This window comes from Cobetia sp. UIB-001 (assembly GCF_044789135.1).
GTDB lineage: Bacteria > Pseudomonadota > Gammaproteobacteria > Pseudomonadales > Halomonadaceae > Cobetia > Cobetia amphilecti.
The window spans coordinates 3,714,139-3,734,445 of the sequence record NZ_CP058244.1 but is presented as its reverse complement, the minus strand read 5'-3'; the positions used below and the strand labels follow the sequence as shown (position 1 = coordinate 3,734,445).

At 64.1% G+C, this 20,307-nt stretch carries 17 protein-coding genes; 6 read left to right on the top strand and 11 right to left on the bottom strand.

Going from position 1 to position 20,307, the window contains the following annotated elements; genetic code table 11:
* Positions 1-158: 158 nt before the first annotated feature.
* The 9 genes from ubiB to HA399_RS15355 form a co-directional block, all read right to left on the bottom strand.
* Positions 159-1,787 carry a ubiquinone biosynthesis regulatory protein kinase UbiB gene (gene ubiB, locus HA399_RS15395; RefSeq protein ID WP_043332979.1) on the bottom strand — a complete coding sequence of 543 codons (1,629 nt, stop codon included), beginning with the start codon at positions 1,785-1,787 and terminating at the stop codon, positions 159-161.
* Positions 1,784-2,452: an SCP2 domain-containing protein gene (locus tag HA399_RS15390; RefSeq protein WP_131432768.1), complete on the bottom strand. Its 669-nt coding sequence runs from the start codon at positions 2,450-2,452 to the stop codon at positions 1,784-1,786. Before HA399_RS15390 ends, ubiB begins: the two co-directional genes overlap by 4 nt.
* 7 nt (positions 2,453-2,459) lie before the next feature.
* On the bottom strand, positions 2,460-3,206 hold the full coding sequence (ubiE, locus tag HA399_RS15385; protein ID WP_043332974.1) for a bifunctional demethylmenaquinone methyltransferase/2-methoxy-6-polyprenyl-1,4-benzoquinol methylase UbiE: 747 nt from the start codon (positions 3,204-3,206) through the stop codon (positions 2,460-2,462).
* Between the two features lie 147 nt (positions 3,207-3,353).
* Positions 3,354-3,713, bottom strand: coding sequence for a gamma-butyrobetaine hydroxylase-like domain-containing protein (locus tag HA399_RS15380; protein ID WP_043333080.1), 360 nt, complete (start codon positions 3,711-3,713; stop codon positions 3,354-3,356).
* Between the two features lie 342 nt (positions 3,714-4,055).
* Positions 4,056-5,381 carry an ATP-dependent protease ATPase subunit HslU gene (hslU, locus tag HA399_RS15375; protein WP_043332972.1) on the bottom strand — a complete coding sequence of 442 codons (1,326 nt, stop codon included), beginning with the start codon at positions 5,379-5,381 and terminating at the stop codon, positions 4,056-4,058.
* 1 nt (position 5,382) lies between these two features.
* A complete protein-coding gene (hslV, locus tag HA399_RS15370; RefSeq protein ID WP_043332970.1) occupies positions 5,383-5,904 on the bottom strand; it encodes an ATP-dependent protease subunit HslV in 522 nt (173 codons plus the stop codon).
* A 331-nt stretch (positions 5,905-6,235) separates the two neighbouring features.
* Entirely contained in the window at positions 6,236-6,889 is a 654-nt protein-coding gene (locus tag HA399_RS15365; RefSeq protein ID WP_043332968.1) for an SPOR domain-containing protein, read from the bottom strand.
* A 3-nt stretch (positions 6,890-6,892) separates the two neighbouring features.
* Positions 6,893-8,578 (bottom strand): arginine--tRNA ligase, encoded by a 1,686-nt coding sequence (gene argS, locus HA399_RS15360; protein WP_404325437.1) that lies wholly within the window; start codon positions 8,576-8,578, stop codon positions 6,893-6,895.
* 240 nt (positions 8,579-8,818) lie between these two features.
* A complete protein-coding gene (locus HA399_RS15355) occupies positions 8,819-11,077 on the bottom strand; it encodes a primosomal protein N' (protein WP_404325436.1) in 2,259 nt (752 codons plus the stop codon).
* A 240-nt stretch (positions 11,078-11,317) separates the two neighbouring features.
* Between HA399_RS15355 and rpmE the strand changes: the two genes are divergently transcribed.
* Positions 11,318-11,530 carry a 50S ribosomal protein L31 gene (rpmE, locus tag HA399_RS15350; RefSeq protein ID WP_054556509.1) on the top strand — a complete coding sequence of 71 codons (213 nt, stop codon included), beginning with the start codon at positions 11,318-11,320 and terminating at the stop codon, positions 11,528-11,530.
* 623 nt (positions 11,531-12,153) lie between these two features.
* Complete coding sequence (locus HA399_RS15345; RefSeq protein ID WP_043333076.1) at positions 12,154-13,422, top strand: malic enzyme-like NAD(P)-binding protein; 1,269 nt, start codon at positions 12,154-12,156, stop codon at positions 13,420-13,422.
* 174 nt (positions 13,423-13,596) lie between these two features.
* On the opposite strand, the gene HA399_RS15340 is transcribed toward HA399_RS15345, so the two are convergent.
* Together HA399_RS15340 and HA399_RS15335 are read right to left on the bottom strand one after the other, a co-directional pair.
* Positions 13,597-14,358 (bottom strand): YdiY family protein, encoded by a 762-nt coding sequence (locus tag HA399_RS15340; RefSeq protein WP_404325435.1) that lies wholly within the window; start codon positions 14,356-14,358, stop codon positions 13,597-13,599.
* Between the two features lie 224 nt (positions 14,359-14,582).
* On the bottom strand, positions 14,583-17,099 hold the full coding sequence (locus HA399_RS15335) for a penicillin-binding protein 1A (RefSeq protein ID WP_404325434.1): 2,517 nt from the start codon (positions 17,097-17,099) through the stop codon (positions 14,583-14,585).
* Positions 17,100-17,347: 248 nt separating this feature from the next.
* On the opposite strand from HA399_RS15335, the gene pilM reads away from it, so the two are divergent.
* Genes pilM through HA399_RS15315 form a run of 4 tightly spaced genes read left to right on the top strand, consistent with a single transcriptional unit; the run spans position 17,348 to position 20,176 of the window.
* Entirely contained in the window at positions 17,348-18,412 is a 1,065-nt protein-coding gene (gene pilM, locus HA399_RS15330; RefSeq protein ID WP_107335932.1) for a type IV pilus assembly protein PilM, read from the top strand.
* Positions 18,409-18,999: a PilN domain-containing protein gene (locus HA399_RS15325; RefSeq protein WP_064503256.1), complete on the top strand. Its 591-nt coding sequence runs from the start codon at positions 18,409-18,411 to the stop codon at positions 18,997-18,999. Before pilM ends, HA399_RS15325 begins: the two co-directional genes overlap by 4 nt.
* Positions 18,996-19,628, top strand: a complete 633-nt coding sequence (locus tag HA399_RS15320) for a type 4a pilus biogenesis protein PilO (protein ID WP_043332958.1) — start codon at positions 18,996-18,998, stop codon at positions 19,626-19,628. Before HA399_RS15325 ends, HA399_RS15320 begins: the two co-directional genes overlap by 4 nt.
* Complete coding sequence (locus HA399_RS15315; protein ID WP_404325433.1) at positions 19,625-20,176, top strand: pilus assembly protein PilP; 552 nt, start codon at positions 19,625-19,627, stop codon at positions 20,174-20,176. The genes HA399_RS15320 and HA399_RS15315 overlap by 4 nt, the downstream gene beginning before the upstream one ends.
* The last annotated feature ends 131 nt before the right edge of the window (positions 20,177-20,307 follow it).

Sequence of the window (20,307 nt, the reverse complement as noted above, 5' to 3'; positions counted from 1 at the left end):
AGTTCTGCGCTGACGGCACACCTTGCACGGCAAACGGCACGGCGTGGGCAGGCGACTCAGGATGCAAGTGTTATATGTCATTCATATTGCACTGCGTCCCATGGGGCGGCAAGTGTCGTTGCGCGCCGGGCCAGTCAGGCCATCATGTCTGCCTGCGGCTAGCGCCACAGCAATAACACGATTCCCAGTCCTGCGCCCACCAGTACCGCCACGGGCTGGGTCTCCGCCCAGGCCATCAGGGGCTGCCAACCGAACGCGCCGGCCACCAGCAGCAGGCCCGCGCGCAGCCGCCAGCTGGTGCTGGAGGCGTGATTGACCCGGTCGCGCAGCGTGGTGATGGCTTCTGTCTGGCGTTGACGGGCGCGATGCTCGTCCTCGATGCGCTCCATGGCCTGGAAGGCCATCGCCGGCAGCTGTGGCAGCTGATGCGACAGCTCCGGCGCCTGCTTGACCATCTCGGCCCAGAACGCCTTGGGGCCGGCGCGCTCCTTCATCCAGCGCTCCAGATAGGGGCGAGCGGTGGCCCACAGGTCGAGGTCCGGATACAGCTGGCGGCCGAGGCCCTCGATGTTGAGCAGGGTCTTCTGCAGCAACACCAGCTGCGGCTGGACTTCCATGTTGAAGCGGCGCGCGGTCTGGAACAGCCCCAGCAGGACCTGGCCGAAACTGATGTCCTTGAGCGGCTTCTCGAGAATCGGTTCGCAGACGGCGCGGATGGCGGCGGCAAACTCGTTGGCGCGCGTGCCTTCGCCGACCCAGCCGGACTCGATGTGCAACGCCGCGACCTCGTAGTAATCCTGGCGGAAGAAGGCCAGCAGGTTGCGGGCCAGATAGTCCTGGTCCTCGCGGGTCAGGCTGCCGACGATGCCGCAGTCGATGGCGATGAACTGCGGGTCGTGCGGGTTCTCGCGCGAGACGAAGATATTGCCGGGGTGCATGTCGGCGTGGAAGAAGTTGTCGCGGAATACCTGGGTGAAGAAGATCTCCACGCCGCGCTCGGCCAGCTTCCTGAGGTCGGTGCCCTGCGCCGTCAGCTCCTCGATATCGGCGACCGGAATGCCGCGGATGCGTTCCTGCACCATCACGCGGCGGCGCGTCAGTGGCCAGTGGATGGCCGGGACGTAGAGCAGCGGCGAGTCGAGAAAGTTGCGCTTGAGCTGGGAGGTGTTGGCGGCCTCCTTGTGCATGTCGAGCTCGTCGAACAGCGTCGCCTCGTAGTCGGCGACGACCTCGACCGGGCGCAGGCGACGGGCTTCCGGCGAGACCTTCATCAACAGGCGCGCGAACATGTAGAGCAGGCCGATATCCTTGCGCATCACTTCCTCGATGCGCGGCCGGATGACCTTGACCACCACGTCCGAGCCATCGTGCAGTCGTGCGGCATGTACCTGGGCGATGGAGGCGGAGGCCAGAGGCTGGGCCTCGAATTCGGCGAAGGCTTCCTCGACCGACATCTCGAGTTCCTGCTCGACCAGCTCCCGCGCGACCTGGTTCTCGAACGGCGGCACCTGATCCTGCAGGCGCTTGAGTTCGTCGGCGATGTCCGGCGGCAGCAGGTCGCGGCGCGTCGAGAGCATCTGGCCGAACTTGATGAAGATCGGGCCCAATGCCTCGAGCGCCAGGCGCAGACGCTCGCCACGCGTGCGTCTGCCGATGGGGAACAGACGCAGCGGCGACAGCTTGAGCAGCGGGCGCAGCAGGGCCGGCACGCGCCCCGGCGGCACCAGGTCGTCGAGGCGGTAGCGGGCGATGACCCACAGGATGCTCAGCAGGCGATAGAGTCTCACGACGGCTGGCACTCCCGCTCGGCAGGTTGATGAGAGGTGGCGGCCTCGAGATGACGGCGCAGCCGCGCCAGCCGCGCTTCGGTGCGATCCAGACACTGGGTCAGCTCGGTCAGCTCGTCGCGCGCGACGCGCATCTGTGCCTGACCGGGCAGCCAGCGCGCCTCCTCGGTGAGGTACTCGCGCAGGTCCAGCTCCAGCTCGCGGCGGCTGATCAGGCCGAAACGCCCTAGGCTGCGCAGACCGCTGGCCAGGCTATGGCCGGGGGCTTCGCCGAACCATTCACTGAGCGCGCCTTCCCAGTCCAGGTCGAGGTCCATCACCAGGTCACGGGCGCTCTCCAGCAGATGGATACGGCCACGCACGGCGAGGCGGCCCTCGAACATCAGGCGCTCGATGGACTCACCGGACAGCAGGGCGGCGGCGGTCTCCATGTCGAGCTCCACCACCACATCGCCATCGCTCTCGTTGGCCTGGGGCAGGCGCAACAGGTGCAGGCCCTGCAGGTCGAAGTGCACCAGCAGGTCAAAGGCGGGGCGTTCGACACGCACCAGCAGGCGTCGGCCTGCCAGCGCATTCAGGCGCGACGTCGAGGCCGGGTCGCGAGCAAGCAGCTGATTCAGCGTCCGCTCAGCGGTCGCCAACAGCAGGGGGGTCAGCAATGCCATGACAGCCTCAGAGCTTGATACCGCGGTGCAACGCGACGATGCCGCCCGTCAGGTTGGTGTACTCGACGCGCTCGAGACCGGCCTCTTCCATCATGCCGGCCAACGTTTTCTGGTCGGGGTGCATGCGGATGGACTCGGCCAGGTAGCGGTAGGAGTCGGCGTCGCCGGCGACCATCTCGCCCATCTTGGGCAGCAGCCGGAAGCTGTACTGGTCATAGGCGGTGGAGAGCAGCGGATTGACCGGCTTGGAGAATTCCAGCACCAGCAGGCGGCCACCCGGCTTGAGGATGCGCTGCATGGAGCGCAGGGCCTTGGCCTGGTCGGTGACGTTGCGCAGCCCGAAGGCGATGGTGATGATGTCGAAGGTGTTGTCCGGGAAGGGCAGGGCCTCGGCATTGGCCTGCACGTATTCGACGTTGCCGCCGACGCCACGGTCGAGCAGCTTGTCGCGGCCGACGTTGAGCATCGAGGCATTGATGTCGGCGAGCACCACGCGGCCTTTCGGGCCGACCAGACGCGAGAACTTCAGCGTCAGGTCACCGGTGCCGCCGGCGATGTCCAGCACCGACTGGCCGGGGCGGGCGCCGGCACGCTCCAGGGTGATGCGCTTCCACAGACGGTGGATGCCGAACGACATCAGGTCATTCATCACGTCGTACTTGGCGGCGACACTGTGGAAGACATCCGCGACGCGGCCTGCCTTCTCGTCCACGGCAACTTCCTGATAACCGAAGTGAGTCGTACGCTTGTCCATGACTTCCCCTGTTGTGACGCCGCCGTGGCGACGTCAGCACAATATGGTGAGCTTTCGCAGTGGCTCGATTGTAACCGCTGGCCAGCGGGCTGTCTTTTGGCAAGACGTCGACTCGGACATCTTGCCGCGCCCATTGGCATCAGTGGCTTACAGCTGGTTGAGCGGAATGCCCAGTGGTTCGCGCGAGGCGCCGGCCTCTTCCAGCTGACGCAGGTAGTAGGCCCACATGGCGTCGCGGCGATTGGCCAGTTCCCACAGGTATTCCCAGGTATACAGGCCGCTGTCATGGCCATCATCGAAGTGCAGCTTCAGCGCGTAGCGGCCGCTCTGGGTGATGTTGGTCAGCCCGACGTAGCGCATGCCGACCTGCAGGGTTTCCTGGCCGACACCGTGGCCACGCACTTCCGCCGACGGCGACATCACGCGCAGGAATTCGGTGCTCAGGCGGAAGCTCTGGCCATCGGCGTAGCCCAGCTCCAGTTCGCGCTCTGACTTGTGGTAGTGCACGCGCGTCGGTACCGGGGCCTCTTCGCCATCGCGGGCATGGCGCTCGTTGAGGTGGTAGTCGCGCTGCTGGCCGCTGGTATCAGCGGCGTGGGACGCGGCGGCGTCCTTGGGAGTGTCGTGGCTCATCGGGGCATCCTCGGGCTTGCATGCCGCGCGGCGGCGTGGGGCGCAGGGCGGCATGACGAAGGCAATAGGCGTCGAGCGCGGCACTTGGCCGGTCGATGTGTCTTGTGCGCATGATGCACTGACGCCCGATCCGGGCCAAGCCGGATCGGGCGTCAGAAGTCCCCTCAGGAACGGGACTAGCTTCCATGAGGGGCTGTCAGGCGCGTGAGCGTGTCGTCAGAGGATGTAGCGCGACAGGTCTTCATCACGCGCCAGATCACCCAGACGGGCATCGACGTAGGCGGCATCGACCTTGAGTTCGCCGGGCTGATCGCCACCCTCGTAGGAGATCTCTTCCAGCAGACGCTCCATCACTGTGTGCAGACGACGGGCGCCGATGTTCTCGGTGCCTTCGTTGACCTGATAGGCGATCTGCGCGATGCGCTCGATGGCGTCGTCCGCGAAGCTCAGCTCGACACCTTCGGTCGCCAGCAATGCCTTGTACTGACGGATCAGGGCGGCGGACGGCTCGGTCAGGATGCGCTTGAAGTCTTCCGGTGTCAGGGCGTTGAGCTCGACGCGGATCGGCAGACGGCCCTGCAGCTCCGGAATCATGTCCGACGGCTTGGACAGGTGGAAGGCTCCGGAGGCGATGAACAGGATATGGTCGGTCTTGACCATGCCGTGCTTGGTGGACACGGTGGAGCCCTCGATCAGCGGCAGCAGATCGCGCTGCACGCCTTCGCGGGACACATCGCCGCCACTGCCGGATTCGCCACGCTTGGCGACCTTGTCGATCTCGTCGAGGAAGACGATGCCGTTCTGTTCGACGGCCTCGATGGCACGGCTCTTGAGGTCTTCATCGCTGACCATTCTGGCCGCTTCTTCCTCGTGAACCAGCTTGAGCGCTTCCTTGACGGTGATGCGACGGCTCTCTTTCTGCTGCTTGCCCATGTTGGAGAACATGGACTGCAGCTGGCTGGTCATCTCTTCCATCCCCGGCGGGGTGGCGAAATCGAGACTCTGGCTGGCCGGGCTCAGCTCGATGTCGATTTCCTTGTCATCCAGCTGACCTTCGCGCAGCTTCTTGCGGAACATCTGGCGCGTGCTGCTGTTGTTGGCGGCAGCGTCGTACTCTTCGCCACGCACACGCGGCAGCAGGGCGTCGAGGATGCGCTCTTCGGCGGCATCTTCGGCCTTGTCGCGCACTTCCTTCATGGCGTCTTCGCGCACCAGCTTCATCGCGACCTCGACCAGGTCGCGGATGATGGATTCCACGTCACGGCCGACATAGCCGACCTCGGTGAACTTGGTCGCCTCGATCTTGAGGAAGGGCGCGCCGGCCAGCTTGGCCAGACGACGGGCGATCTCGGTCTTGCCGACACCGGTCGGGCCGATCATCAGGATGTTCTTCGGCGTGACTTCCGGGCGCAGATCGTCATCGAGCTGCATGCGGCGCCAGCGGTTGCGCATGGCAACCGCCACGGCGCGCTTGGCTTCAGGCTGGCCGACGATGTGCTGATCGAGGGCGTTGACGATTTCCTTCGGGGTCATCTGGGACATCTCAGGACAGCTCCTCGATGATGGCATTGTGGTTGGTGAAGACGCAGATATCGGCCGCGATGGAGATGGACTTCTCGGTGATCTCGCGGGCAGAAAGTTCGGTATTCTCGATCAGGGCGCGGGCAGCGGCCTCGGCATAGTTGCCGCCGGAGCCGATGGCCAGCACGCCGTGCTCGGGCTCGACCACGTCGCCGTTGCCGGTGATGATCAAGGAGGCATGCTTGTCGGCGACCACCAGCATGGCCTCAAGCTTGCGCAGGGCGCGGTCTGAGCGCCACTCCTTGGCAAGCTCCACGGCGGACTTCACCAACTGGCCCTGATACTTCTCGAGCTGCGCTTCGAAGCGTTCGAACAGCGTAAAGGCATCGGCGGTACCACCGGCGAAACCGGCCAGTACCTGATTGCGATACAGACGACGCACCTTGGCGGCGTTGCCTTTCATGACTGTGTTGCCAAGGGATACCTGGCCGTCACCAGCCAGGGCGACCTGGCCGTTGCGACGCACGGAGACGATCGTGGTCATGGATAACTCCTGAGAGAGCATGCCGGCGATTGGAATAAGGTGAACGGGGCCGGGCATGGCATTTCTGGGCAGACGAGGCCGTGGCCTCGTCGCGTAAAACGGGTGGTGATCGTCAGCCTGGCGCTTGCCACTGCTTGCCGCGATCCTGCACCGCCTGATGGGCGGCACGCGGGCCTGATATCTCACCGGAATGCTGTAGATGGGGGCGCCGATACGGGTTTCAAGTCATCGGCGACTCAGCGTTGACTGTGATCGGCCCTGGTCTGTGCCCTCATGCAACGGGCCCGCTCAAAAATGAGCGGGCCCGTCTGTCGCAAGGCTCACGCCTGGCTTACTGCAGCTTGATCAACAAGGGCTCGATGCCCTGGGTGTTCATCAGGTCCTGGGCGCGATTGAGCTCGCGGGTGTCCTTGTAGGGACCGACCTGCACCCGGTGCCAGACGGTACCGCCGGAGGCATTGACGTCACTGACCTTGGCCAGCAGGCCAAGGTCCTTGAGCTTGCCGGCCAGCTTCTTGGCATCGCTCATCTCGCGGAAGGACGCGGCCTGCAACATGTAGTTGGTCAGCGAGGCCTCGGACTTCTTGGTGCTCTCGGCGCTGCCCGGACGCGGCGTGGACTTGTACTCATCCACCTTGGGCGCGATCACCTCGGTTTCCGGCAGCAGGGTGTAGAACTCGAAGGTCGGCATGTTGCCGGCGGACTCTTCGGGGGCTTCCTTCTGCTGCTGGTTGCCCTGCTTGGCGGCCTGCTGCCCGTTCTGCTGTCCGTTCTGCTGCGTGTTGGCCTTGGGCACGATGGCCGCGACCGGCAGACGCGGGGCCTGTTTCTCGAAGTACTGCGCGAGAGCGAAGCCGGCGATCAGACCGATGATGCCCCACAGCCAGCCGGGCAGACCACGACTCTGGCTGGCAGCGGGTTGCCGACGGGGGCTCGCCCCCTGGCGGGAGGCGGGCTTCTTGTTGGCGGGGCGGCGAGCAGCCATGGCTTACATCTCCTCGGGAGCGCTGACACCCAGCAGGGCCAGGCCGTTGCGGATGACCTGAGCGGTCGCCAGACCCAGCGCCATGCGCGCATTGCGGGTCGCGTCGTCCTCGACCATCACCTTCACCGCGTTGTAGCAGGTGTGGAAGTCGGAGGAGAGGTCCTGCAGGTACTGGGCGACCTGCTGCGGCTCGCGCACCTTGGCGGCGTGGGCGACGACGTCCGGGAACTGCGCCATGCGATTCATCACGGCCTTTTCCTGGTCGCTGGTCAGCAGGGTGAGCTGCGCCATGGCCAGGGCTTCGTCGAAGGGCTTCTCTTCGCGGCTGGCCTTGCGCAGCACGCTGTGCACGCGGGCGTGAGCGTACTGGATGTAGTAGACCGGGTTGTCATTGGACTGGGAGCGCGCCAGGTCGATGTCGAAGGTCAGCTGGGAGTCGGCGCGACGTGCCGCCAGGAAGTAACGGGTCGCGTCGCGGCCGACTTCCTCGATCAGGTCGCGCAGGGTCACGTAGCTGCCGGCACGCTTGGACAGCTTCACTTCCTCGCCGGAGCGCATCACGGTGACCATCTGGTGCAGCACGTAGTCCGGCCAGCCCTTGGGGATGTCCGCCTGCAGAGCCTGCAGACCGGCACGCACGCGGGTCACGGTGGAGTGGTGATCGGCGCCCTGCTCGTTGATGACCTGGGTGAAGCCACGCTGCCACTTGTCGAGGTGGTAGGCGACGTCGGGCAGGAAGTAGGTGTAACCGCCGTCACGCTTGCGCATCACGCGGTCCTTGTCATCGCCGAAGTCGGTGGTGCGCAGCCACAGGGCGCCATCGTCTTCATAGGTGTAGCCGTTGTCGACCAGACGCTTGACGGTCTCCTCGACCTTGCCGTCGCTGTAGAGCGAGGACTCGAGGAAGTAGACATCGAATTCGACGCCGAAGGCCTTGAGGTCGAGATCCTGCTCGTGGCGCAGGTAGGCGACGGCGAAGACGCGGATGGCGTCCAGATCATCGGGGTCCGCGGCGCCGGTCACCTGCTTGCCATCGGCCTCGACGGTGTCACCGGCCATGTAGGAGGCGGCCAGTTCGCTGATGTAGTCACCGCGGTAACCATCGGCCGGCCAGCTGGCATCATCCGGGCCCAGGCCCTTGGCGCGCGCCTGGGCGGAGAGCGCCAGATTGTTGATCTGGGCGCCGGCGTCGTTGTAGTAGAACTCGCGGGTGACGTCGTGGCCGGTGGCGGCCAGCAGGCGGCACAGCACGTCGCCGACCGCGGCACCGCGGCCGTGACCGACGTGCAGCGGGCCGGTCGGGTTGGCGGAAACGAACTCGACCTGCACCTTCTCGCCGGCGCCCACGTCGCTGTGACCGAAGCTATCGCTTTCGCTGAAGACGCGACGCACGATGTCGGCTACCGCACCGGTATCAGCGAAGAAGTTCAGGAAGCCGGGGCCGGCGATCTCGACCTTGGAGACGGCATCGGAGGCCGGCAGCGCCGCGATCAGCTTCTCGGCCAGATCGCGCGGCTTCATGCCGGCGGCCTTGGACGTCATCATCGCCAGATTGCTGGCGTAGTCGCCGTGGCTCTTGTCCTTGGTCGGGTCGACCTTGATCTGCGGGCTGGCGTCGGCGGGCAGGGTGCCGTCGGCCTTGAGGGTTTCCAGGGCCTGGCCCAGCAGTTCGATGATCGTCTCTTTCATGGAATATCGGTCTCTTCACGGCTCGGGTCGCACCGCGTGCCATACAGCAGGCGGTTGCAGGCATCAGGCCTGCGGGCAATGGGGGAGTGCGGATGTCGCTGCACGATGGCGGGCATTATCACCGATCCTGCGGCTTGCATAAACCGTCGTGATCAATCGCGCCGCATTCCGCGCCCTGCAGGGATAGTGGTCAGTTCATCGCAAGCGGCGTGAAGGGCTGTCACACCGCTTGCGTATCACTCAGGCCATGCCGATGGGATCGACATCCAGCGACCAGCGCAGGCGGCGCGCGTCGCGGTCCTGCTCGCAGAGCGTCACCAGCCAGGCCGCCGCTTCATGCAATGGGCCGCGTTTCGCACAGCGCAACAGCAATTGGGCGTGATAGCGATTCTGGCGACGCTCCATCGGTGCGGGCACCGGACCGAGGCAATCCACCTTGAGGTTGGCAGCTTCGAGGTGCTGGCGCAGGGCGCCACCGACCTTCAACAGCCACTGTTCGACCTGCTGCTGGTTGGTGGCCTCGGCGCGCAGCAGTGCCAGATGGCTGAACGGCGGCAGCTGGGCGATGCGGCGCTCCTCAAGCAATTCCCCCGCCAGCTGCGGGTAGCCGGCCTGAATCAGCGTCAGCAGGTTGGGGTCTTCCGGGTGGCGGGTCTGGATCAATACCTCACCGGGGCGCTCGGCGCGTCCGGCACGCCCCGCGACCTGCACCAGTAGCTGCGCGGACTGCTCCAGCGCGCGGAAGTCGGCGGCATAGAGGCCGCTGTCGGCGTTGACCACCACCACCAGGGTGACATGGGGAAAGTGGTGGCCCTTGGCCAGCATCTGGGTGCCGACCAGCAGGCAAGGCTCGCCACGCCGGATCACCGCCAGTGCCTCGCTCATGGCGTCCTTGCGCTGGGTGCTGTCGCGGTCGATGCGCAGCACCGGCACGTCGGGGAATTTCTCGCCGAGCAGCTCTTCGGTGCGCTCGGTGCCCGCGCCCTGCGGGCGTACATCCCCGCTGCCACAGGCCGGGCAGGCATCCGGCAGTGGGCGGGTGCGCTCGCAGTGGTGGCAGGTCAGCTGGGGCGGATGGCGATGCAGGGTCATGCGGGCATCGCAGTTGTCGCATTCGGCGATCCAGCCGCAGGCATGGCAGGTCAGGGTCGGCGCGAAGCCGCGCCGATTGATGAACACCAGCACCTGATCGCCCTGGGCGAGGCGCTTCTCGATCGCCTCCAGACTCTGGGTCGAGAGGCCGCCCAGTGTCATGCGGCCGCGCAGGTCGACGGGATGCAGTCGCGCCGGCTGGCTGCGTCCGGCGCGCTGATGCAGGTGCAGATGCGTGAAGCGGCCCTCGCGAGCATGGCGCAGGCTTTCCAGAGACGGTGTGGCGCTGCCGAGCACCACGGGTATGCCTTCCTGCTTGCCGCGCACCAGCGCCAGATCGCGGGCGTGATAGCGCAGGCCGTCCTGCTGCTTGAAGGAGCCGTCGTGCTCCTCGTCGACGATGATCACGCCGAGTCTGGCCATCGGCGTGAAGATGGCGGAGCGGGTACCGATCACGATGCGCGCGCGACCGCTGCGGGCGGCTTCGAAGCCATCGAGGCGTTCACCATCGCTGACGCCGGAGTGCAGCATCACCTGCGGCACGCGGAAGCGTCTGCGGAAGCGCTCCAGCGTCTGGGGCGTCAGGCCGATCTCGGGCACCAGCACCAGCGCCTGGCCACCGCGGTCCAGCACCGCCTCGATCAATTGCAGATAGACCTCGGTCTTGCCGGAACCGGTCACGCCCTCCAGCAGTGTGGGCGAGAAGCGGTTCAGGCCCTCATGCAGACGCGAGAGGGCGCGACCCTGCTCATCATTGAGGGCCAGGGCGGGTTCGGCGAGCACGCCCTTGTTGGCCTGCTCCGGCGTGGCGCCGGTCACCGGCTCCTCACGGGATTCGATATAGCCGCGGCCGCGCAGGGTCTCCAGCTGCTGGCGGGTGAAGCCCTGGGCGGTGATGGCGCTGTGCACCAGACCATGACGATGCTGAGCGAGCAGCTCCAGCAACGCGATCTGGCGGGTGGCTCGCCCCAGGCTTGCCGGCTCGGTGGCGCGGCCCTTGTCGGTCAGCGTCCAGCGCTCTCGGGTACGCGCCTCCAGGGCGCGCCCCTGACGCAGCAGCGAGGGCATCGCCTGGGCGAAGGTGTCGCCGAGCGAGTGCTGGTAATAGCGCGCGGTAAACTGACATATCCACAACCAGTCGGCCGGCAGCGGTTCGTCATCGATGACTTCGCTGACAGGCTTGAGCTTGTCGATGGGGAAACTTGAGTCGCTGCGCAGCTCGGCGATCACCCCGACCAGCTGGCGACGCCCGAATTCGACGCGCACGCGCAGGCCCACCTGCCAGCCGTGGCGGGGCGGTTGGCGGGATGGCAGGTAGTCGAACAGATCGCGCAGCGGGCCGGGAATCGCGATGCCCAGCACACGTCCCGGCAGGTGAGTCGCAGTCTTGTCGGTAGTGTCAGGCACGCAAGGTATCCGGATATGAGGTGATATGAGGCGTTCAGGAAAATGGGGATATGCCGTGGCACGCAGTCTACAGAGTGTTGCCCGCAATAAACGGCACAAAGTTTGGTCTTGCGGCAGATGACTGGTAAAATGCGCGGCCTTCCGTCGGAAACGGCGGAATGACCGGTTCAATCCAAAACCCGTGTACGGTGCCTGGCAAGTGATCAGGTGGCGGTGCACAGCGACCTGAGGTTACACATCATGAAACAGGGTATCCATCCGGACTACCAGCGCCAGACCGCAACTTGCTCCTGCGGCGCGCAGCACGAAATCGGTACCACTTCCAAGCAGACTTTCGCGCTTGACGTGTGCTCCGAGTGCCACCCGTTCTACACCGGCAAGCAGAAGCAGGCTACCACCGGTGGTCGCGTCGAGCGCTTCAACAAGCGTTTCGGTGCTGCCATCAAGCGCTGATACCTTCAGCTGCTTGTCGCTTTCATGGCGCTGCGCATCTTGCAGCGTCATGGACGAAAAACCCGCTCACGAGCGGGTTTTTTTGTGCCTGTCGTTCAGACCACCCTGAAGAGAGCCGCGACCACGCCAGCCGGCCCGGGATGCCCTCGTCGTGATGTTCTGGTCGTGATGGTCTGGTCGTGATGGTCTGGTCGTAATGGTCTGGCGTGATGGTCTGGTCGTAATGGTCTGGCGTGATGGTCTGGCGTGATGCCCTTGCGAAGATCTCACCCCTGCGCTGCGCTTGCTGAAAGGAAAGATTGTTTCTGATTTGGCACTTTTTCTGCTCTGCCTCTGCATCAAGTGCGCCGGAATGGCGGGTTGCGTCAGCGAACGGCCGAAAATCGAGGATCTTGCGCGAATCGTGGCGTCATCTCGGGCCGAAATCGACGCGAAAGCCGGTCAGCGATAAGGAAAGGTTTATGGCTGGGTAGGGCATCCATAACGTTAGACGAATGGCTAAAATGTTTTTTAAACAATCGTTTTAAAGTCATGCATAACAGCAAGTTGCGTCGGTTGTTCAGAGGTGTCTTTTTCTATATTCTGGAGCAGCCAACCCCCCGCCAAAATACCGGATGACACGCATGTCTGATGCCATGAAGAAAGCAGCACTGCAATATCACGCCGAACCGATTCCCGGGAAGCTCTCCATCGAGCTGACCAAGCCGACCGAGACCGCCAAGCACCTGGCGCTGGCCTACAGCCCGGGCGTTGCCGAACCGTGCCGCGAAATCGCCGCCGACCCGGAAAATGCCTACCTGTACACCGGCAAGGGCAACCTGGTCGCGGTCATCTCTGACGGGACTGCCATCCTTGGCCTGGGCAACCTGGGGCCGCTGGCTTCCAAGCCGGTCATGGAAGGCAAGGGCGTGCTGTTCAAGCGCTTCGCTGGCATCAACTCCGTCGATGTCGAAGTGGATGCGGAAAGCCCGCAGGCCTTCATCGACACCGTGCGTCGCATCCACACCACCTACGGTGGCATCAACCTGGAAGACATCAAGGCACCGGAGTGCTTCGAAGTCGAACAGGCACTGATCGAACAGTGCAACATCCCGGTCTTCCATGACGACCAGCACGGTACCGCCATCGTCACCGCGGCCGGCATGCTCAACGCCCTGGATATCGCCGGCAAGAAGCTGGAAGACGCGCGTATCGTCTGCCTGGGCGCCGGCGCTGCCGCCATCGCCTGCATGAAGCTGCTGGTGGCCAGTGGCGCCAAGGTAGAGAACATCTTCATGCTCGACCGCAAGGGCGTAATCCACAGCGGCCGTGATGACCTGAACCAGTACAAGGCGATGTTCGCCACCGAGACCGAGCTGCGCACGCTGGACGACGCCATCGATGGCGCCGACGTCTTCGTCGGTCTGTCCGGCCCGAACCTGCTCAAGGCAGAGCAGCTCAAGAAGATGTCCGCCAATCCGATCGTCTTCGCCTGCTCCAACCCGGATCCGGAGATTCATCCGGATACCGCTCGCGAAGCACGCCCGGACGTCATCATGGCGACAGGTCGCTCCGACTACCCGAACCAGGTCAACAACGTGCTGGGCTTCCCGTTCATCTTCCGTGGCGCGCTGGATGTGCGTGCGACGCGCATCAATGAAGAGATGAAGCTGGCCGCCGTTCACGCCCTGAAAGACCTGGCGCGTGAGCCGGTCAGCCAGGATGTGCTGGATGCCTACGAGATCGACAGCCTCGAATTCGGCCCGGGTTACATCATCCCGACGCCGATGGACTCGCGTCTGCTCGAGCGTCTGCCGGCCGCCGTGGCCCAGGCGGCCATCGATTCCGGTGTCGCACGCAAGCCGTACCCGGCGCACTACCCGCTGACCAGCACGGATCAGGTCTACGGTTAAGCGTCAGCGGTCGAACGGCCGGTTGGCGGCGTCGCTGAAGCGACGCAAGACATGAAAAAGCCCTCGTCGGAGTTTCCGGCGAGGGCTTTTTGTTGGTGGCTGCTTTCAGTCATGAACCGCGAGCCATGAGCCACCAGCGACTGGCGCCTGGGCAGGCAGGCGTCAGGCCTTTGCTCAGAAGCTGTAGAGGATGGAGGCCGCCGTGGTGGTGTCGGTCTTGGCATCCGACTCGTCGGGCGGGTTGGTGTTGTTCTCGATCTCATGCGAGAGCTTGAGGGCGAGGCTTGCATTGATGGCGACCGTCAGCGCGGTATAGCTGCGACTGATCACGTTCTCGCGTGTGGCCTCCGCCGAGAACTGCTGCTCGAACTTGGAGGTGTCGGACAGCTGCCAGCGGTAGTCCATCGCGCCATAGCCCAGCAGGTAGTTCTCGTGATCCCCCGCCGTGATGTCATCGAAGCGATAGCCCGGCCCGGCCTCGAGGGAGAGGTTGTGCTCGGGGCCATCCAGTATCGTGATGCCCTCACCGACGATGGAGGTGACCTGGTGGTTGTAGCCGGAGAAGCGCTCCTTCTCCCAGCGCAGCAGCCCGAAGGCGTAGTGATCATCGCTGAGATCATAGCGCTCGCGCTGGCCGACCAGATACTTGTCGGTCGTGGTCTCGCCACTGCTGGAGACATGCTTGGCCTCCACACGGAAGGTGTGAGTCCAGGGCTTCAGGTGCCAGGAGAGGCTGGTCTTGCCCAGCAGGGTCTCGCTGTTCGAGTTGCCCGACAGCTTGGTGAAGCCCAGCTCGGCCTGGCCGCTGAAAGGCTCAGAGTCCTCGCTGGCGGGTGGTGGCGCATAGAAGAGGTCGTCTGCGACAGCCGTGTCGAAGGGAAGCAGGGCCAGGCACAGAAACGCGGTCCTGCGCAGTGTGGGCAATGGGTGAAGCATGCGAACTCCGGCATGTTTGAGGCATGACATCATCATCGGGAATATGGCTTGCGAGATGACGCTTGCTGAGCGAGGCGGCCTGGCGCGTCATCCGGACGCTACCAGTGGATCGCGATACGGGGGAGCCTTGCGAATGCTCAGATGGCAGAAGAGCGACCAGCGGCCGCTCTTCCTTGGGCTCTCCCCCTGCCGATGAGGCTGGCAGGCGAGGTCTGGAGATCAGATCAGAAGATGGCCTCGAAAGTTCCGGTACCTTCCGAACCGCTTTCCTGCTCCAGTTCCTTGCGGATGGTGCGTTCCTGGTAGGGCGGCAGATTATCCTTGCGGAACAGCTCACTGATGCCGCCGGACTGACCGCTGCGCAGGCGCTTGCCAGAATCCGGGTCGATGGTCGCCGTCACGATGTTGTCCGGACGCTCCATGGTGGAGGACGGCATGCCCTTGAGGGCGCCGCGCATGTAGTCGACCCAGATGGGCAGAGCGGCCTGGGCGCCATACTCGGCCAGGGTGTCGTTGGAGTCCTTGCCGACCCATACCGTGGCCACCAGCTTGCTGTTGAAGCCGGAGAACCAGGCATCACGCTGGTCGTTGGTGGTGCCGGTCTTGCCGGCCAGGTCATCACGACCCAGCGCCAGGGCGCCACGGCCAGTACCGCGCTTGATGACATCCTGCATCATGTCACGGATCAGATACATGGCTTCAGGGGAGGCGACACGCTCGGCCAGCGGGTACTGGCGGCCGTCACGATTGACGGTGACCATGCCCGGCGCACAGTTGGCGCAGGCAACCGGCGGATGCGCTTCATAGTCGGTCTCGTCATCGCCACGCGTGATGGTATCGATGTACCAGGGCTCGACACGGAAGCCGCCATTGGAGAGCACGGCATAGCCGCGTGCCATCTCCAGCGGGGTCAGCGAGGCGCTGCCCAGGGCCAGTGACAGGCCATTGGGCAGCTCGTCACGCTGGAAGCCCAGCTTGACCAGGAAGTCGAGAGTCTTGTCGAGGCCAACCGTCTGCAGCAGACGCACGGAGACCAGGTTCAGCGAGCGATACAGGCCAACGCGGATGCGGGTCGGGCCGGTGAACTTGCCGCCGGCATTCTCCGGACGCCACACCTTGCCGCCATCCTGAAGCACGACGGGGGCGTTGTTGATGATGGTCGCCGGTGACATGCCGGCCTGTTCGAGCCCGGACAGATAGACGAACGGCTTGAAGATCGAGCCTGCTTGACGGCGTGCCTGGATGGCGCGGTTGAACTTGCTGGCGGAATAGCTGAAGCCACCTTGCAGGGCGAGGATGGCGCCACTTTCCGGGTCCAGCGAGACGATGGCGGATTGCGCGTCCGGCAGCTGGCCAAGACGGTAGCCGTCGTCCTGCTTGATCACGCGTACCAGATCACCGGCCTTGGCGATCTCGGCGGCCGAGCCCGGCACGCCACCACGCCATTTGGCGCTCTTGTACTCACGCGCCCACTTCAGGCCGTCCCAGTCGAGGGTCACGACCGTGGCGTCGGCCAGCAGTGCCTTCATCTGCTTGCCGCTGCTTTCCACCACGATGGCGGCCTTCAGCGGGCCGTAATCCGGGGTGCGATCGAGCACTTTCAGCCAGTTCGAGACATCACGGTCGATGCCGGCGATGCGCTTCTCGCTCTTCTGGGCCGCCTGCTTGGCGGTTTCCAGCACTTCCGGTGACTTGGAGAGTTCTTCCTCGAGGCCGGCTTGATCGGTCTGGTCCTGAGCTTCCGCCAGCGAGGCGGCGATGTCGGATTCCTCGACCCCGCGCCAACCGTGGCGGGTGTCGTAGGCGATCAGCCCCTTGATCAGTGCATCACGTGCCATTGGCTGCAGCGAGCTGTCCAGCGTCGTGGTGATGCGGACGTTGTCGGTGTAGGCCTTGTCGCCGAAGCGGTCGACGGCGAAGCTGCGTGCCATTTCCGCGACGTAGGGTGCCTGCACTTCCGGTCTGGAGTAGTGGCGTGCCGCGGTGATCGGTGCCTTGACGGCTTCGTCATAGGCCTGCGGCTCGATGTAGCCCAGCTCTTTCATGCGCAGCAGGATCCAGTTGCGACGGATCAGTGCGCGCTGCGGGTTGGTCAGCGGGTTGAAGCTCGACGGCGCCTTGGGCAGGCCGGCCAGCATGGCCTGCTCGGCCAGGGTCAGCTCATCCAGGGACTTGTCGTAGTAGGTGCGCGCAGCGGCGGCGATGCCGTAGGCGCGATGGCCCAGGAAGATCTTGTTGACGTAGAGCTCCATGATCTCCTGCTTGGAGAGGATCTCTTCCATCTGCAGCGACAGCAGAATCTCGCGAATCTTGCGCGTGAATGTCTGGTCCAGCGTCAGCAGATAGTTGCGCGCCACCTGCATGGTGATGGTGCTGCCACCGGACTGGATGCTGCCGCTGGAGGCCAGCTGCACGGCCGCACGCGCCAGCCCCTTGGGGTCGATGCCCGGGTGGGAGAAGAAGTTGCTGTCCTCGGCGGCGAGGAGGGCGTCGACGAAGGTCTCGGGGATCTCGTCGTAGGTGACCGGGATGCGGCGCTGGTCACCGTATTCGCCGATCAGCTTGCCATCGCGGGTATAGATGCGCAGCGGCGTCTGCAGCTTGGTATCCTGAAGCTGATGGACGTCGGGCAGGCCCGGCGAGAAGTACAGCGAAGCGCCAACGATGGCCAGAAGTCCCGCGGCACATAGTGATAGCAGCAGCCAGAACACTGGCGAAAATAGTCGTCTCAATAGCTTCATGGGCAAGACAGGGTCCGTGGGTAAGAAAAGCGAGTGGCTGCGCGGGGATTGGCAATTCCATTGCTGGGGCATTATAAGTAGCGGGTTCAGATGCGGCCAGCGTTGAACCCTGACTTGCGCGTCTGTTGTGTTATTCTGGGAAACATAATGTAACATCCTGGAATGATAGAGGGTGTCGCGGCAACGTCGTCAGGGAACCGGCGGCCAGCCAGTCTGGCAAGATCGTCATCAGAGCAGGGGAACGCCAATTGCTGGGACTCAAATCCGCCGGCAAGGGACTCATCGGGGTCGATATCACGTCGGCCACGGTGAAGCTCCTGGAGCTGTCCAGGCAAGGAAATCGATACCAGATCGATAGCTATGCGGTGCGTCCACTCAAGGAAGGCGCAGTCGTCGAGCGACGTATACGGGACATGGACGAAGTCGTGCTGGCCATCAAGCGCGCGGTCGAGCAGGCACAGCCGCGCTCGAAGCGCGCCGTGGTCGCGGTTCCCGCGAGCGCTGCCATCACCAAGACACTGAGCTTCCCGGCCAATCTCGCCGATGACGAGATCGAGCAGCGCATCGCGCTCGAGTCCGAGAAGCACTTTCCCTTTCCGCTGAACGATGTCGCGTTCGACTTCCAGCATCTGGGCGTCAATCCGCGCAATCCCGATCAGCAGGACCTGCTGCTGGTGGCGTGTCGCAGCCTGGACGTCGATCAGCTGACCTCGGCACTGTCCCAGGCCGGCCTCGAGCCGGCTGCCGTCGATGTCGAGACCTTCTCCCTCGAGCGCGCCTTCGGCGAGCTGCGTCATCAGTTGCCGCCGACCTACGACAACGAAGAGTGCGTTGCCGTCGTCGATATCGGCGCGACGATGACCGCCTTCCACGTCATCCAGAATGGCCGCATCGTCTACAGTCGCGACGCCGTCTTCGGGGGGCGTCAGCTGACGGACGAGATCATGAATCGCTTCGATCTCTCCAATGATGAGGCGGGCCTGGCCAAGAAGCGTGGCGGTCTGCCGGATACCTATGACAGCGAAGTGCTGGGTCCGTTCCGCGAGACGCTCATCCAGCAGATCGCACGCTCACTGCAGCTCTATTACACCGCCGGCAAGCGCCGCGAGGTGCAGCGCATCCTGCTCGGGGGCGGTACGGCCGCCATCGTCGGGCTGCGTGAAGGCCTGGCGGAGCACACCGGGCTTGAAGTGATCATGGCCAACCCCTTCACTCACATGAGCGTCAATCCGCGCGTCGACATCCAGGCGCTGGCGGGCGATGCCCCGGCGATGCTCACGGCCTGCGGTCTTGCGATGAGGAAGCGCTCATGACCATCGAGATCAATCTGCTTTCCTGGCGTGAAGATCGGCGTGAGAAGCGCAGCAAGCGCTTCATGGGCATACTGGCGCTGGCGGCTGTCATCGGTATCGGTGGCGGCTATGGCATGAGCGAGTATTACCAGAGCCAGCTCGAGGCGCAGCAGCAGCGCCATGCCTTCATCGAGAAGGAAATGGCCCGCCTCAATCGTGACATCAAGGAAGTCGAGGACATCGAGGCACGCCGCACCCAGATGCTCGACCAGATAGAGCTGATCCGCAGTCTGCAGTTCTCGCGTCCGGAAACGGTACGGGTCTTCAATCAGCTGGTGACGTCTCTGGTGGACGGCGCCTGGTATCAGAGCATCAGTCGCAGCGGGCGCCAGCTCAAGGCGAATGGCACGGCGGAAAGCACGCGTCAGGTCTCCGGCCTGATGCGCGCCATCGCCCTGTCGGATTCCTTCGGCACCCCGACGCTCTCCGATGTGCAGAGCAATGACGACGATCAGCGCAGCTTCAATATCATGATTCCGGAGCGCCCGACGGGGTCGGCTCTGAGCGCTGCCGATGCGGAAAATGACAAGAAAGGAGGTCGGCGATGAGTTTCATCGATGCTGAAATCCGCCGCCTCAAGTCGACGGATTTTCGTGATCTTGATCTGAAGGAAGCCGGCATCTGGCCGGTCACGCTGCAGGCCGTGCTGGCGCTCATCGTGCTGGGCGCCCTGTTCTGGGCGTCCCATTGGTTCCTTGCGGCGCCCAAGGCGGAAGACCTCGAGCGTCTGCGTGCTCAGGAAAGTCAGCTGCTCCAGCAGTTCGAGAGCAAGGCGTTCAAGGCCGCCAACCTGCCGGCCATGCGCGAGCAGATGGTGGAGCTGGAGTCCCGCATGGGGCAGCTGCTGGAAATGCTGCCCACCGACGCGGAAGTCCCGGCGCTGCTGGATGACATCAGCGAGACGGCGATCAACAACCAGCTGGCGGTCGAGTACATTCGTCTGAAGCCGGCGGAGAATCGCAACTTCTACGTCGAACAACCTTTCGATATCAAGGTGCGCGGCGACTATCATCGTATCGCCGCCTTCATTTCCGGTGTCGCGGGGCTTTCACGCATCGTGACGCTGCATGATTTCGTGCTGACGCCGGTCGCCAACAGCGATGATCTCGAGCTGTCGTTGCTGGCCAAGACCTACAATTATCGCCAGACCCCGGCAACGTCAGGAGGCAAGCAATGAGCCTGATGACACGTCGAAATACCGTGTTGGGAAGTATGTTGCTGGTCACTCTGCTGGCGGGTTGTGGAGATCCGCAGCTGGGCGCGCTGGAGGGGGAGCTCGAGTCCTTGAGAGGGCGTCCTTCCGGCAAGGTGCAGGAGTTGCCGCCGCAACCCGAGTATCATCCCGTCACCTATGACATGGCGGATGCGCGCAGTCCTTTCCAGTCACGCCTGCCGGAGCCCGAAGAGGAGCTGACGGCCGTCGACAACGGTGTGCGACCGGACCTCGATCGCCCTCGTGAGCCGCTGGAAGCCTGGCCGATGGAGCAGCTCAGCATGGTCGGGACGCTGGATGTCGATGGCGCGCGTTCGGCGTTGATTCTGACGCCTGAGCAGGAAGTGCAGCGTGTGCGGGTCGGCAATCATATGGGCAGCAACTTCGGCAGGATCACCCGTATCGGTGATACGCAGATCGATATGGTGGAAATCGTGCCCAATGGTCAGGGCGGTTGGATAGAGCGGTCTCGCGCCATGGCGCTGAAAGAGCCCGTGTCGCAAGGTGGTTGAGATCACTGGCGTTGGCAGTAGCCATATTGTCACGGAAGACGAACGGTCGACCCGCAAGAGTTGGCGACCGACACCATAACGCTTCGATAAGAATAAGGCGCGATCAGCCCGACGGTTGAACGGAGCCACGG

Coding starts and splice junctions, on each gene's coding strand:
- HA399_RS15390 (WP_131432768.1), bottom strand. CDS start 2,452: ATGGCATTGCTGACCCCCCTGCTGTTGGCGACCGCTGAGCGGACGCTG.
- ubiE (WP_043332974.1), bottom strand. CDS start 3,206: ATGGACAAGCGTACGACTCACTTCGGTTATCAGGAAGTTGCCGTGGAC.
- hslU (WP_043332972.1), bottom strand. CDS start 5,381: ATGTCCCAGATGACCCCGAAGGAAATCGTCAACGCCCTCGATCAGCAC.
- hslV (WP_043332970.1), bottom strand. CDS start 5,904: ATGACCACGATCGTCTCCGTGCGTCGCAACGGCCAGGTCGCCCTGGCT.
- HA399_RS15365 (WP_043332968.1), bottom strand. CDS start 6,889: ATGGCTGCTCGCCGCCCCGCCAACAAGAAGCCCGCCTCCCGCCAGGGG.
- argS (WP_404325437.1), bottom strand. CDS start 8,578: ATGAAAGAGACGATCATCGAACTGCTGGGCCAGGCCCTGGAAACCCTC.
- rpmE (WP_054556509.1), top strand. CDS start 11,318: ATGAAACAGGGTATCCATCCGGACTACCAGCGCCAGACCGCAACTTGC.
- HA399_RS15345 (WP_043333076.1), top strand. CDS start 12,154: ATGTCTGATGCCATGAAGAAAGCAGCACTGCAATATCACGCCGAACCG.
- HA399_RS15340 (WP_404325435.1), bottom strand. CDS start 14,358: ATGCTTCACCCATTGCCCACACTGCGCAGGACCGCGTTTCTGTGCCTG.
- HA399_RS15335 (WP_404325434.1), bottom strand. CDS start 17,099: ATGAAGCTATTGAGACGACTATTTTCGCCAGTGTTCTGGCTGCTGCTA.
- HA399_RS15325 (WP_064503256.1), top strand. CDS start 18,409: ATGACCATCGAGATCAATCTGCTTTCCTGGCGTGAAGATCGGCGTGAG.
- HA399_RS15320 (WP_043332958.1), top strand. CDS start 18,996: ATGAGTTTCATCGATGCTGAAATCCGCCGCCTCAAGTCGACGGATTTT.
- HA399_RS15315 (WP_404325433.1), top strand. CDS start 19,625: ATGAGCCTGATGACACGTCGAAATACCGTGTTGGGAAGTATGTTGCTG.